Genomic DNA, 12153 nt, shown 5'->3' with positions numbered 1-12153 from the left:
GTGCTCTGCAGTACGCCGGGGTGGGTTTGCGAGTTGGGGGCGCGGCGCAGCCAGACCGGGCGCGGCAGGCCCTTGAGGTAGCGCAGGCCCAGGTGCAGGCCTTCCTGGTTGGTGTGGCGCCAGCGCACCAGTGCCAGGGTCGGCGTGCCGCTGTTGAGCAGCAGGGTCAGTTGGCCCACCGGCAGTTGCGGACCCTGGTCGGCGTGGCACAGCAGGCGGGCACCGCCGGCGCTGGCGTCGAGCATCTGGGCATCGAGGCTGGCCGGGCGTTGCGCCAGCAGTTGGGCATGGATGGCGGGCAGGCCCACCACCATGCTGCAGGAGCCTTCGTATTCGGTGCGTGGGTGGCGGCGCTGCTGGCGTCCTTGCCAGTTCTGCCTGACGCGCTCCAGCAGGCCGTGCTCGGCGGTGCTGCGCAGCGGGGCGGGTTCGTGCAGGGCGATCAGCAACGGACCCAGTTCCAGGCGACGCAGGTAGGGACCGCCGGTCAGTGCCTGCAGGCGGTCATAAGGCACGTAGGGCTGGGCGTCGGTGAGATCGACGGTCGGGCCGTCGCTCTCGTCTTCCTGGTCCCAGGGCAGCAGGTGTGCGAGCCCGGCCAGGGGGGCGAGGGCGCCGAACAGCAGGGGGCACTCGCCCTCGGTGAGGTGGAAGGGGTTGCTCAGGGCCAGCAGCAGCACCTGCTGGTAGAGGCCGCGCAAGGTGCTGGCCGGAACCGGGCGGAAGGCGGCGGCGACCGGCTCGTCCAGGCAGCCCTGGTGCTCGCCGATCCAGTAGAGCAAGTGGCTGTCGCGCCACAGTGCGCCAGGTGGCTCCTGGTAGTGCTGGTAGTGGCGCATCAGCGTCTGCGCGATGAAGTGCTGGGCCATGTACAGGCACCAGGCCAGGTGCGGCAGCGAGGGCTGGCGCCCCTGTAGGATCTGCAGCAGCAGGCGCTTGAAGCCGGCGGCCAGTTCGCTGCACAGGCGCAGGAACAGCATCGGCGGCAGGGCGCCGTGTTCATAGGCCGTGGCGTAGTGGCGGTATTCCTCGCTGAAGCTTTGCAGCGCGCGCTGTCTTTCGAGTAAGGTCACCGCACTTCGATTGAGCCGGAACAACTGGCCGAGCACCTGCTGCAACGCGCCGTCCTGCGGCTGCTGGCGGGCGTCGGCGAGGAACTGGTTCAGGCCCGCCAGGATAGGGGTGTCCTCTTCGAGGATGTCCGGCACTTCCAGGCACAGGGCATCCAGCGTCATATCAACCCTGCATATATGAGGATCGATTGCATGGGATCACGACTCCAGGCTGTTTTCGGGGCGCTCATTCTCATGGGTGCCGGGCTGTTGCTGGGAGGCTGTTCGGACGATATCGGCCTCGACCAACATGGACAGAAGGTAGCGACTGCCGGCCTCGAAAACCAGTGGTTGGTGATTAATTACTGGGCAGAGTGGTGTGGCCCCTGCCGCACCGAGATCCCCGAGCTCAACGCGTTGGCCGGCCAGTCCGAGGGCAAGGGCGTACGCATACTGGGCGTGAACTTCGACGGCCTGCAAGGGGCCGAACTGGAGAAGGCCGCGAAGCAGATGGGCATCACCTTCACGGTGCTCGCCCAGGACCCTGCGGAGCGCTACCAACTGCCGCGCAGCGAGGCATTGCCGGTGACCTACATCATCGATCCCCAGGGCAAGGTGCGCGAGCGCCTGATGGGCGAGCAGACCGCCGCCGGGCTCAACGAGCGGCTGGTCGCTCTGAAGGAAGGGGAATGAGCATGGCGCGCATCTGTCTGCATGGCTACGTCAGCGGCAAGGTCCAGGGGGTCTCCTACCGTCAGTCGACCCAGGATCAGGCGGACCGCCTCGATCTGGATGGCTGGGTGCGCAACCTGGCGGACGGCCGCGTGGAGGTGCTGTTCGAGGGGGAGGAGCCGACGGTACGCGAATTGGCTGCCTGGCTCGAACAGGGCCCCCGCGGGGCGAAGGTGACGGCGGTCGAGCTGGAAGAGCAGCCCTTGCAGGGAATCGCCGGTTTCATCGTGCGCCGCTAGGGGCGTACGTACCAGATGTCCTGCCACAACCCGACCACCTTGGCCGGGTACCAGCTTTCGCCGAGGCTGCCGTTGTAGCGCGCCAGTGCCCGGTTGATGTCACCCCGTTCCTTCTTCAGGTAGTAGCTCAGGATGGTGCAGCCGTAGCGCAGGTTGGTGGCGTTGTCGGTGAGGTTGTCCTGGGGGCGGCCCAGCTCGGCCTTCCAGAAGGGCATCACCTGCATCATGCCCTGGGCGCCCACTGCGGAGATGGCGAAACGGTCGAAACGGCTTTCCGTATGGATCAGCGCCAGCACCAGATCGGGCCTGAGGCCGGCCTTGCTCGCCTCGTGGTGCACCAGCCTGAGCAGTTCCAGGCGCTCGGCCGGGTCGGGTACGTAGCGCTTCAGGCGGGTGGACATGTCGAGCAGCCAGACTTCGGCGTCGAATCGATCACCGAAGCTGTCGGCCTCGGTGACCGTGCGTTGCAGCAATTGCCGCAGTTCGGGTTCCGGCGCCTGGCGCAGGCTGCCGAAGGCGGGGGCCGTCAGCGCCAGCAGGCCGCTCAGGAGCAGCGTTGGCCAGGGCGCGGGCATGGTGGGTCAGTCGCTTTCGCCGGGGTCGGCAGCCAGGCGCCCTGCATCTTTCATCAAGGCCTTGAGGAATTCCTGCTGCAGCTCGGGGTCGTTGCGGGTCAGCTCGATCAGGCTCTGTTCCAGCTCGCTGGCTTCTTCTTCGAGGCCCAGCTCGGACAGGCGCTTGACTCGATGCACCCACTGCGGCACTTCATCGTCTTCCAGGTCCTCGAAGATCAGCGCGTGGGCTTCCTGCAGCTTGCCGCGCAGGGAGCGGCTGACCATCAGGCTGGATTCGGAGCGGGTGCCGTCGAGTGGGTCTTCCACGCTGAGCAGCAGCTTGCCGATGCGGCTGGTGTCCTGCTCGGCGAAGGGGCCATCGAGCAGGTTCAGGCGCAAGACGCCGTGGCGGTCGGTGAGCAGTTCGTTGCTCTGCTTGCCGGCGGTCACCAGTACCGGGCGCTCGGCCCAGGGCAGGCTGGAGTATTCGACGCGCTTGTCGCGCTGCTGCTCGTCGATATCGGCCAGGTTCTGTTCGGAGCGGCCATTGGACTCGACGTTCATGAAGGGGTTGAGGCCGGCGAAACCGTAGCTGATCCAGTCCTTGGTCGCGGTATCGGGCAGGCTGCCCAAAAGCACCACGTTGAGCACGTTGGCGCCGACACCGGCCACCACGGCCACGGCGCCCAGCGGGATCTCGTAGATCTCGCGCCAGGGCTGGTAGGGCGTGTAGCGATCGTAGCGACGGGTGACTTCGAACTCGGTCACCTCGAAGGTCTTCTGTTCGTTCACGCGCACGCGGCGTTGCGGCAGTTCCAGCACACGTGGCTCGCCGACGTCGATCTGCAGCTCATGGCTCAGCAGCTTGCGCTCGACGCGCTCCTCGTGTTCGGCCCGTTGGGGCAGGTGGTTGGCGCAGCCGCTGAGGAAGAGGGCGCCGCCGAGGGCGGCGCCGGTGAGGCGGATGGAACTACGCTTGAACATTTCTTCTCGATCAGCGACGGACGCGTGCTGTGATGTAGGACAGAACCTCGTCGACGGCGACAGCCTGGCTATCGGTCTCGCGGCGGCTCTTGTATTCCAGGTTGCCTTCGGCCAGGCCGCGCTCACTCACCACGATGCGGTGGGGGATGCCGATCAGCTCCATGTCGGCGAATTTCACGCCGGGGCTGGTCTTCTTGTCGCGGTCGTCCAGCAGCACTTCGATGCCGGCGGCGGTGAGGTCGGCATAGAGCTTGTCGGTGGCTTCCTTGACCGCCGGCGTCTCGTACTTGAGCGGCACCAGGGCGACCTGGAAGGGCGCCAGGGCGTCCGGCCAGAGGATGCCGCGCTCGTCGTAGCTCTGCTCGATGGCGGCGGCCACGACGCGGGAAACGCCGATGCCGTAGCAGCCCATGATCAGGGTGACGGGCTTGCCGTTCTCACCGAGCACGCTGAGCTTCATCGCCTCGCTGTACTTGGTGCCGAGCTGGAAGATATGGCCCACTTCGATGCCGCGCTTGATCACCAGGGTGCCTTTGCCATCGGGGCTCGGGTCACCGGCGACGACGTTGCGCAGGTCGGCGACTTCCGGCAGGGGCAGGTCGCGTTCCCAGTTGACGCCGAAGTAGTGCTTGTCGTCGATGTTGGCGCCGATGGCGAAGTCGCTCATCAGGGCTACGGAACGGTCGACGATGCAGGGCATCGGCAGGTTCAGCGGGCCGAGGGAGCCGGCACCGGCACCGATGGCGGCACGCAGTTCTTCTTCGCTGGCGAACACCAGGGGGCTGGCGACCAGGGCCTGGTTGGAGGCCTTGATTTCGTTCAGCTCGTGGTCACCACGGACGATCAGGGCGACCAGCGTGCCTTCCTCGGCGCCGTGGACGACCAGGGTCTTGATGGTTTTCTCGATGGGCAGGCCGAATTTCTCGACCAAGGCTGCGATGGTCTTGGTATCGGGGGTGTCGACCAGGCGCAGTTCCTCGGTGGCGGCGCCGCGAGCGGTTTCACGCGGAACGGCTTCGGCCTTCTCGATGTTGGCGGCGTAGTCGGAGCTGTCGCTGAAGACGATATCGTCCTCGCCCGATTCGGCGAGGACGTGGAATTCATGGGAGCCGCTGCCGCCGATGGAGCCGTTGTCGGCCTGCACGGGGCGGAAGTTCAGTCCCAGGCGGGTGAAGACCTTGCAGTAGGCGCCGTACATGACGTCGTAGGTTTCCTGCAGGGATTCCTGGGTGCTGTGGAAGGAGTAGGCGTCCTTCATGATGAATTCGCGGCCGCGCATCAGGCCGAAGCGCGGACGGATTTCGTCGCGGAACTTGGTCTGTACCTGGTACAGGTTGATCGGCAGCTGCTTGTAGCTGTTCAGCTCGTTGCGCGCGAGGTCGGTGATCACTTCCTCGTGGGTCGGGCCGACGCAGAAGTCGCGGCCATGGCGGTCCTTCAGGCGCAGCAGCTCGGGACCGTACTGTTCCCAGCGGCCGGATTCCTGCCAGAGCTCGGCGGGCTGGATAGCCGGCATCAGCACCTCGAGGGCGCCGGCGGCGTTCATTTCCTCACGTACGATCGCCTCGGCCTTGCGCAGCGCACGCAGGCCCATCGGCAGCCAGGTGTACAGACCGGAGGCCAGCTTGCGGATCATGCCCGCGCGCAGCAGCAGCTGATGACTGATCACCACCGCGTCGGTGGGGGTTTCCTTCAGGGTGGAGAGCAGGTACTGACTGGTACGCATGTTTGGCCGTTTCGTCGGTTGCGATGGGTTTTATTGGCTCGGCATTGTACGGCGCTCGTTGGGGCGCGTACAGGTTGCGGCCCGGTAATCGGAAAGGGGAGGGGCGATGGGCGGTTTGAGTGCTGGGCAGGTGGAGGCATTGATCCGCACGGGGGTGCCGATGGCGGAGGATATCGACTTGCGTATCGAGCGCCTGGACGCGGAGGGTGCACTGGCGCGGGTCCCCTTCCAGTCCAAATTGGTGCGCCCGGGCGGCACGCTTTCCGGTCCGACCCTCATGGCGCTGGCCGATGCGGCGATGTACGCGGTGGTGCTGGGTCGCCTCGGTCGGGTGGAGATGGCCGTGACCAGCAACCTCAACATCAACTTCCTGGCCCGGCTACAGCCGCTCGACCTGATGGCGGAGGCTCGGATACTCAGGTTGAGCAGGAGGCAGGCGGTGTGTGAGGTGTCGCTATATTCGCGGGGAATGGAGGAAGAGCTGGTGGCCCATGTCACCGGGACTTATGCGCTGCCAATCTGACTGGTGCGACAAGTTTTAGTTGGTGATGGCTTTCAACTACGCGTGCGTAGACATATATAAAGAAAGAGCCCGGCATAAGCCGGGCTCTTTGTATCGAAGTAACAGTTGGGCCTGTATTACAGGATGTCCAGCGGGTACTCGGTGATGACGCGGACTTCGTCAATAGCGCTGCTGCCGCTGGAGTAGAAGCCGCCCATGTCGTTGTTGGCGCGCCAGGTGGAGTGACGGATGCGAACCGAGAGATCCTTGGCCGGACCGTCTTGCACGACGTATTTGGCTTCCAGGTTGCGCTCCCACTCCTTGCCGTCTGAGCCAAAGGCGCCAGCGTACGCACCGTTCGGGTCTGCCTTGGTACCGTCTGCATCGGAGCCGGTGATGTAACGAGCCATGAAGCTCAGGCCAGGAACGCCGAGGGTGGCCATGTTCAGGTCATAGCGCAGCTGCCAGGACTTCTCGCCAGGAGCGTTGAAGTCGGAGTACTGCACGGAGTTGGCCAGGAAGATAGAGTCGCCGGAGTTGCCGCCATCCATGCCGATGTAGTCGAACGGCTCGTCGCCATTGACGCGCTGGTGGGCCAGGGTCAGCTTGTGAGCACCGATCGAGTAGGACGCGGCGAGAGAGAACGCGGTGTTCTCGATTTCGCCTGCTTTCGACTGGCCTTCGTCAAGGGTGCGATAGATGTTGAAGTCGAAACCGAGGGCTTGGTCTTCGGCCAGCGGAATGCTGTAGTTCGCGTTGGCGTAATACTGACGGTAGATATCTTCCAGCTCTGCACCGTAGAGGCTGACGGACAGCTGGTCGGAAATAGCGTAGGTACCGCCGATGTAGTCGGCGCTCTTGGCATCAATAACACCACCATAAGCAAGGGTGATGTCGCCGTCTTTGTTGGTGGAGAGGCTGCCGTCACGAATAGAGGTGAAGTGACCGGCGTCGACGGTCAGGCCTTCGAGCTCGCTGCTGAGAATTTGGAAGCCTTCAGCAGTGCCCGGGAAAAGGCGTGCGGTACCAGTGGCGAAGACCGGAGCGGTCGGAATCAGGTTGCCGTATTTCAGTTCGGTATTGGATACGCGAACCTTAACGGCACCGCCAGCGTAGGAGTAATCATCCTGGGCTTTGCCATCACTGCCGATAGGCATCAGGCCGGTACCGGAAGTGCCACCGCCGCTGTTGAGTTTGATACCCAGTGCGCCATGAGCATCAACCCCGAAACCAACGGTACCTTGGGTGTAGCCCGACTGGTAGTTGGCCAGGATGCCGTGTGCCCACTCGTTACGGTAGTTCTGGTTGGTAGCGCTGCCGCCGTTGTTGACGCCGTTGTTACGGAAGTCACGATAGAAGGCATAGTTCTTGTTCAGAACGGACAGCTTGCTGTCTTCCACGAAGCCCTTGGACTCGTCCTGGGCGCTGGCGAATGCCAGTTGGGTGGTACCGGCGGTCACGGCCAGGGCCAGTGCGCTCCACTTCATCACTTGCATTGTGATTGCTCCTTTGGTTTTGAAGATTCTCGCCGCTTTCTTATATATGGAAGGCGGTTCTTTCTTTTTGTGTCGGCGCTAACTTATAGCACGACGTCTATGTTGGCGATAGTTCAACTCTATTCCTTACGAATTCTTCACGGCCATGTCGCAAATTCGGTGTGAGCATGTCGCATATTCGTAGTTTTCGCCTTGCAATCCCTTCGTTTCGTATTTTTATGCGGTCTGGCCAGGCACTTAGGGCAACTAAGCCTGCACTTCCGTCCTTCATTCGATGCGCGCTTCCGATGGCTGTTCGACAGCCTCCTGTCGGCACTCCGGAGGCGGTGTGCATGCGAGCGTGGGTGCCTGCTGCGACCTTGTTCGGTGTAAAGCAACAACCGTGCTCAAAGTGGGGTCGTAGCCGGGAAAATTTATCGGTGTGAGACGGATGGCGTGTTCCGGGGCGACATCCTTATCCGGCTCGCTCTGCCGTGGTGGCTGGCGAAGGGCCTGTTGGGCGGCCTTTTTGTGCTTTCCGGGGGTTGCAGCGCCACGCCGTGTCGGTTAGGTCCGTGCTCCGCCGTGGTGCGAGTGTGAAGGTGGGTAACGATCGGGATGGTGGTGGGCGATTTTGGTGCGTCACGGTAACCGGTGCGCACTTTCGGAACGCATCGGCTGTGCCTCTATATAAAGGAGGGCGTTGCGATGATTCCGCTGCCCGGATTCCTTGGTTATCCTGCGCGCCGTTTTCCACCTCGTCGTTCGGCTTTGCCTGTCGCCGGGGCGGGATTAAGCTCGGGGCTCACCCCGGTAGAACAGGAGAGGTCGCTATGTTCGCCCTGGATCAGAGACTGCAGCAGGATTGCCTGCCGGTGGGAGATTTCCCCCTGTGCCGCCTGCTGCTGATGAATGACGCGCATTACCCCTGGTTCATCCTCGTGCCCCGTCGCGAGGAGGTCAGCGAGCTGTTCCAGCTCGACGCCGACGATCAGCTTCGCCTCTGGAACGAAACCACGCGCTTGGCGGAGGTGCTCAAGGACAGCTTCGGTGCCGACAAGATGAACGTCGCCACCCTCGGCAACGTCGTGAGCCAGTTGCACATGCATGTCATCGTGCGGCGTCGCGAGGATGCCGCCTGGCCGGCTCCGGTCTGGGGCCGCCATCCGGCACAGCCCTATTCGCCGGAGCAGGTCGCTGAGGTGATGGCCAGGCTGCGGCTGGTGCTGACCGGAGATTTTCGCTTCGCGGAGGTCGAGCCATGAGCCTGGAAGCACGTATCAACGAACTGGAGACCCGCCTGGCTTTCCAGGACGACACCATCCAGGCGCTCAACGACGTGTTGGTAGCGCAACAGCGGGTGGTCGAGCGTTTGCAGCTCCAGCTTGCCGCGCTGGCCAAGCGCCAGGAGGAACTGCTCGGTCAATTCGGCGGCGGTGAGGAAGAGGCACCGCCTCCTCATTATTGAAGGTATGAAAAAGCCCGCCATCTGGCGGGCTTTTCTTTACAGCCGGACTCAGCGACGGCCAGGTAGCGCGGCGATCACATCCTCGGCTTGCAGGCCCTTGTCGCGCTGCATGACGGAGAATTCCACGCGCTGGCCTTCGATCAGCACCCGGTGGCCTTCGCCGCGAATGGCACGGAAGTGCACGAAGATGTCATCCCCGGAGTCGCGGGAGATGAAGCCGAAGCCTTTGGACGTGTTGAACCACTTCACCGTGCCCGTCTCGCGGTTGGACATGTCCTGGGGCAGCGGTGCGGCCTGGGTGACCTTGCGCAGGTTGATCGCCAGGTGCAGCAGAACGGCGGCGATCACCGCCAGCAGGCTGAGCAGGATGGCGGGCTGGTCGCCGATGGTGGACAGCGGCGCCAGCAGGATGAGGGTCTGCAGTACGACGGCCAGGACCAGCAGGGCGGAGACGACGCCCTGCAGCTGGCTGTGCAGGCCCTTGGCCCATGTAGGCACTACAGGTGCGAGTAGCAGGTTGAGCGCACCGAGCATCGCCAGGTAGATGGCATCGGGTTGTTGCAGGTAGGGCAGGGCATCGGTTCGCAGGCTGGGAATGAAGGACAACAGCAGGGCGGCAGCGCCCGTCAGCAGATGGACGATCTTCAACATGTTCAATGGACTCACCTTGATAACGCTCACGTCGGAAAGACCGTCCAGGTAGCGTATCCAGGTGAAGGGAGGGCTGGGCTGGGCGGTCGTTTCCGGGCCTCGGCAACTTGAGGCCGGGAGCACCGGGCCGTATTTAACAGCAAAGAGGAGGGCTACTCAAATCAAGCGGTTAGGGCCGCTTCCGGGGCCCGCGGATGGACCTGGTTGCGGCCATTGCGCTTGGCCTGGTAGAGCGCGTCGTCCGCGCGGGTCAGGAGGCTTTCGAGGTTGTCGCCGGGCTCTGCCAGGGCTAGGCCGAAGCTGGCGGTGATGGTGTCGAGGATCTGGTCCGTGCGGCGTACCTTCACCCGCAGGGCCTGGAATTTCTGGCGCAGGGTTTCGGCGAACTGGTGGGCGGTGGCCAGGTCGTGGCAGTCCCGCAGCACCACGCAGAACTCCTCGCCGCCGTAGCGTGCCGCCATGGCACGGGGTGGCAGGAGTTCGCGCAGCAACTGGCCGACATGCTGCAGCACGCGGTCCCCCGGCGGGTGGCCGAAATGGTCGTTGAACTGCTTGAAGTGGTCGATATCCAGCATCACCAGGGCCAGCCCTTCGTGGGTGCTGGCCAGGGCCTGTTCGAGCAGTCGGGTGAAGGCGTGGCGATTGAACACCTGGGTCAGGCTGTCCAGGGTCGCCGCCATCTGCGCTTTCTCCAGCTGGTTGCGCAGGTTCTGGATCTCCGACTGGGCGGCACGCAGGCGGTAGAGGAACTGCTCCTGCTGTTCCTGCATCAGTTGGGTGCTCTGCTGCAGTTCGCCGAGGACGCTGGGCAGGTCGTCGATGATCGGATCGTGCAGCGCGGCGAGGCCCAGGGTGAGGCTGTGCTGGTAGGCGGTGCTGCCCACCACGCTGCGGCTCACGCCGGACTCGATGTCGTCGACCAGTTCGATGACCTGTTGCTGCCCGGCGCGGGCGGCGTCGAGTTCTCCGCGGATGATGTAGTCGCGGAACAGTTTGATGGCCGAGTCGGGCGGGAAGCTGTCGAAGTCCTTGACGATCTTGTCCAGGCGCCGGTTGAGGTCCGGTTCCAGGCCTTTGCTGTAGGTGTACCAGAGCGCGTAGTGGACGGGATTTGGCGGAATGTCGTGGCGCACCATGAGGGGGACCGCCTGCTTGAGCAACTCGGCTGCCTCGCGGGTTTCTTCGGGGAATAGCTCGATGAGCAGGGGAGGTTTCGGCGGCTGACTCATTCGCGTCACTGTGTCGGGAGCGGATTGCCAGAGCATAGTTCAGGCAGGCTTTTGCGCATAGCGAAAGGCCCGGAGAACCGGGCCTTTGCACACGTCCGTCGGGGTCAGCTGGCGAGCAGGCTGCGCAGCATCCAGGCGGTCTTCTCGTGGACCTGCATGCGCTGGGTCAGCAGGTCGGCGGTCGGCTCGTCGCTGACCTTGTCCAGCAGCGGGAAAATGCCGCGAGCGGTGCGCACGACGGCCTCCTGGCCCTGGACCAGTTGGCGGATCATGTCGTCCGAAGACGGCACGCCTTCCTCCTCCTTGATCGACGACAGGCGCGCGTAGGCGGCATAGGTGCCGGGTGCCGGGAAGCCCAGCGCGCGAATGCGCTCGGCGATGGAGTCCACGGCGAGTGCCAGCTCGGTGTACTGCCCTTCGAACATCAGGTGCAGGGTGTTGAACATCGGCCCTGTGACGTTCCAGTGGAAGTTGTGGGTCTTGAGGTAGAGGGTGTAGGTGTCCGCCAGCAGGCGGGATAGGCCCTCGGCGATCGCGGCGCGATCCTGTTCGGCGATTCCGATATTGATTTCCATGCCTTTACTCCTCTCAGTGGCCGGGGCCTGGCTGGGGCCCGTGATGCGGCAGAGCCTAGCATAGAGCGCCCCAGGGTCGATCCTGGCGTGTATCAATCGTTGCGATGCTTTGAGGCTATGGTCGCCGGGAGGTTCAACGGCGGCCGAGCAGTCTTGCCAGGACGCGCGGGTAGCCGGCCGGTAGCAGTCGCTGGATGCGGTCGAGCAGGCGCGCGTCGGCCCCGATGAGAATGCGGGGGCGCTGCCGGCGAATGCCTTCGATGATCACCCGGGCCGCTTCCTCGGGCGTCGTGCGGGCCACCTTGTCGAACTGCGCGGCGGCGCGGGCGGCGTCCTGGCGCCCATCCGGGCCCTGGTAGAAGCGCGCGGCCCTGGCGATGTTGGTGCGGATGCCGCCGGGGTGCACGCAGCTGGCGCGTACGCCGGTGTGCGCCAGTTCCTGACGCAGCGCTTCGGTGAAGCCGCGCACGGCGAACTTGCTGGCGTTGTAGGCACCCTGGGTGGGCAGGCTGATGATGCCGAAGATGCTGGAGACGTTGACGATCTGCCCTTCGTTGTTCCTCAGCAGGTGGGGCAGGAAGGCCTTGGTGCCATGCACCACGCCCCAGAAATTGATGCCCATGATCCATTCGAAGTCGTCGTAACGCAGTTCCGCGACGGTCTGCGAGAGGGCGACGCCTGCGTTGTTGATCACCAGTTGCACGCTGCCGTGCGCCGCGAGCACCTCGTCGGCGAAGGCATAGACCGCCGCGCGCTCGGCCACGTCCAGGGGGTGGGTCGTGATCCTCAGGTCTTGGCGATCGAGTTCCCGGGCGACTTCGGCGAGCTTTTCCCGATCGAGATCCGCCAGCGCCAGGTGGCAACCCTCGGCAGCCAACTGATGGGCCAGTGCCCGTCCGATGCCCGATCCTGCTCCCGTCACCACCGCGACCTTCCCTGCTAGCGCCTGCATCTGGACTCCTCGAT

At 64.1% G+C, this 12153-nt stretch carries 14 protein-coding genes and 1 pseudogene; 5 read left to right on the top strand and 10 right to left on the bottom strand.

The features are described from left to right. On the bottom strand, window positions 1-1235 hold a 1235-nt coding region (locus DMX10_RS26285; protein WP_111263859.1), incomplete at its 3' end, for a PilZ domain-containing protein. A gap of 30 nt (window positions 1236-1265) precedes the next feature. On the opposite strand from DMX10_RS26285, the gene DMX10_RS26280 reads away from it, so the two are divergent. Both DMX10_RS26280 and DMX10_RS26275 read left to right on the top strand, forming a co-directional pair. Further along, complete coding sequence (locus tag DMX10_RS26280; protein ID WP_111263858.1) at window positions 1266-1745, top strand: TlpA disulfide reductase family protein; 480 nt, start codon at window positions 1266-1268, stop codon at window positions 1743-1745. A 2-nt stretch (window positions 1746-1747) separates the two neighbouring features. Continuing rightward, window positions 1748-2023 carry an acylphosphatase gene (locus tag DMX10_RS26275; RefSeq protein ID WP_111263861.1) on the top strand — a complete coding sequence of 92 codons (276 nt, stop codon included), beginning with the start codon at window positions 1748-1750 and terminating at the stop codon, window positions 2021-2023. Here DMX10_RS26275 and DMX10_RS26270 read toward each other — a convergent pair. From DMX10_RS26270 to DMX10_RS26260, 3 genes are read right to left on the bottom strand one after another with little or no spacing between them, the layout of a single operon-like run. Continuing rightward, a complete protein-coding gene (locus DMX10_RS26270) occupies window positions 2020-2598 on the bottom strand; it encodes a lytic transglycosylase domain-containing protein (protein WP_111263857.1) in 579 nt (192 codons plus the stop codon). The two genes, DMX10_RS26275 and DMX10_RS26270, sit on opposite strands and share 4 nt — an antisense overlap. A gap of 6 nt (window positions 2599-2604) precedes the next feature. Further along, on the bottom strand, window positions 2605-3561 hold the full coding sequence (locus tag DMX10_RS26265) for a hypothetical protein (RefSeq protein ID WP_111263856.1): 957 nt from the start codon (window positions 3559-3561) through the stop codon (window positions 2605-2607). 10 nt (window positions 3562-3571) lie between these two features. Beyond that, window positions 3572-5287: a proline--tRNA ligase gene (locus tag DMX10_RS26260; protein ID WP_111263855.1), complete on the bottom strand. Its 1716-nt coding sequence runs from the start codon at window positions 5285-5287 to the stop codon at window positions 3572-3574. Between the two features lie 115 nt (window positions 5288-5402). On the opposite strand from DMX10_RS26260, the gene DMX10_RS26255 reads away from it, so the two are divergent. Further along, window positions 5403-5810, top strand: a complete 408-nt coding sequence (locus DMX10_RS26255) for a PaaI family thioesterase (protein WP_236204643.1) — start codon at window positions 5403-5405, stop codon at window positions 5808-5810. Between the two features lie 116 nt (window positions 5811-5926). Here DMX10_RS26255 and DMX10_RS26250 read toward each other — a convergent pair whose 3' ends face one another. Beyond that, a complete protein-coding gene (locus DMX10_RS26250) occupies window positions 5927-7285 on the bottom strand; it encodes an OprD family porin (RefSeq protein WP_111263853.1) in 1359 nt (452 codons plus the stop codon). An 812-nt stretch (window positions 7286-8097) separates the two neighbouring features. Here DMX10_RS26250 and DMX10_RS26245 point away from each other — a divergent pair. Both DMX10_RS26245 and DMX10_RS26240 read left to right on the top strand, forming a co-directional pair. Continuing rightward, window positions 8098-8529, top strand: a complete 432-nt coding sequence (locus DMX10_RS26245) for an HIT domain-containing protein (RefSeq protein WP_111263852.1) — start codon at window positions 8098-8100, stop codon at window positions 8527-8529. Beyond that, window positions 8526-8732, top strand: a complete 207-nt coding sequence (locus tag DMX10_RS26240) for a SlyX family protein (RefSeq protein WP_111263851.1) — start codon at window positions 8526-8528, stop codon at window positions 8730-8732. The genes DMX10_RS26245 and DMX10_RS26240 overlap by 4 nt, the downstream gene beginning before the upstream one ends. Before the next feature lie 48 nt (window positions 8733-8780). Here DMX10_RS26240 and DMX10_RS33020 read toward each other — a convergent pair whose 3' ends face one another. The 5 genes and pseudogenes from DMX10_RS33020 to DMX10_RS26220 all read right to left on the bottom strand — a co-directional run bounded on the left by DMX10_RS33020 (window position 8781) and on the right by DMX10_RS26220 (window position 12139). Then, a complete protein-coding gene (locus tag DMX10_RS33020; protein WP_164488216.1) occupies window positions 8781-9005 on the bottom strand; it encodes a cold shock domain-containing protein in 225 nt (74 codons plus the stop codon). A 54-nt stretch (window positions 9006-9059) separates the two neighbouring features. Continuing rightward, window positions 9060-9383, bottom strand: a pseudogene (locus DMX10_RS33470) (cold shock domain-containing protein membrane protein); the annotation flags it as partial. A 161-nt stretch (window positions 9384-9544) separates the two neighbouring features. Then, window positions 9545-10612, bottom strand: coding sequence for a GGDEF domain-containing protein (locus DMX10_RS26230; protein ID WP_111263850.1), 1068 nt, complete (start codon window positions 10610-10612; stop codon window positions 9545-9547). A gap of 104 nt (window positions 10613-10716) precedes the next feature. Further along, window positions 10717-11187, bottom strand: a complete 471-nt coding sequence (locus DMX10_RS26225; RefSeq protein ID WP_111263849.1) for a Dps family protein — start codon at window positions 11185-11187, stop codon at window positions 10717-10719. A 133-nt stretch (window positions 11188-11320) separates the two neighbouring features. Beyond that, window positions 11321-12139 carry an SDR family oxidoreductase gene (locus DMX10_RS26220; protein WP_111263848.1) on the bottom strand — a complete coding sequence of 273 codons (819 nt, stop codon included), beginning with the start codon at window positions 12137-12139 and terminating at the stop codon, window positions 11321-11323. Window positions 12140-12153: the final 14 nt, after the last annotated feature.

Source organism: Pseudomonas sp. 57B-090624 (assembly GCF_003234055.1).
GTDB lineage: Bacteria > Pseudomonadota > Gammaproteobacteria > Pseudomonadales > Pseudomonadaceae > Metapseudomonas > Metapseudomonas tohonis.
Note: the sequence above shows the minus strand (reverse complement) of the source record. Positions and strands in the feature narration are given on the sequence as shown.

What these genes read in the sequence shown, in the direction of transcription:
- DMX10_RS26245 (WP_111263852.1), top strand. Translation starts at nt 8,098, where the DNA reads ATGTTCGCCCTGGATCAGAGACTGCAGCAGGATTGCCTGCCGGTGGGA.
- DMX10_RS26275 (WP_111263861.1), top strand. Translation starts at nt 1,748, where the DNA reads ATGGCGCGCATCTGTCTGCATGGCTACGTCAGCGGCAAGGTCCAGGGG.
- DMX10_RS26220 (WP_111263848.1), bottom strand. Translation starts at nt 12,139, where the DNA reads ATGCAGGCGCTAGCAGGGAAGGTCGCGGTGGTGACGGGAGCAGGATCG.
- DMX10_RS26230 (WP_111263850.1), bottom strand. Translation starts at nt 10,612, where the DNA reads ATGAGTCAGCCGCCGAAACCTCCCCTGCTCATCGAGCTATTCCCCGAA.
- DMX10_RS26270 (WP_111263857.1), bottom strand. Translation starts at nt 2,598, where the DNA reads ATGCCCGCGCCCTGGCCAACGCTGCTCCTGAGCGGCCTGCTGGCGCTG.
- DMX10_RS26250 (WP_111263853.1), bottom strand. Translation starts at nt 7,285, where the DNA reads ATGCAAGTGATGAAGTGGAGCGCACTGGCCCTGGCCGTGACCGCCGGT.
- DMX10_RS26265 (WP_111263856.1), bottom strand. Translation starts at nt 3,561, where the DNA reads ATGTTCAAGCGTAGTTCCATCCGCCTCACCGGCGCCGCCCTCGGCGGC.
- DMX10_RS26260 (WP_111263855.1), bottom strand. Translation starts at nt 5,287, where the DNA reads ATGCGTACCAGTCAGTACCTGCTCTCCACCCTGAAGGAAACCCCCACC.
- DMX10_RS26280 (WP_111263858.1), top strand. Translation starts at nt 1,266, where the DNA reads ATGGGATCACGACTCCAGGCTGTTTTCGGGGCGCTCATTCTCATGGGT.
- DMX10_RS26225 (WP_111263849.1), bottom strand. Translation starts at nt 11,187, where the DNA reads ATGGAAATCAATATCGGAATCGCCGAACAGGATCGCGCCGCGATCGCC.
- DMX10_RS26240 (WP_111263851.1), top strand. Translation starts at nt 8,526, where the DNA reads ATGAGCCTGGAAGCACGTATCAACGAACTGGAGACCCGCCTGGCTTTC.
- DMX10_RS33020 (WP_164488216.1), bottom strand. Translation starts at nt 9,005, where the DNA reads ATGTCCAACCGCGAGACGGGCACGGTGAAGTGGTTCAACACGTCCAAA.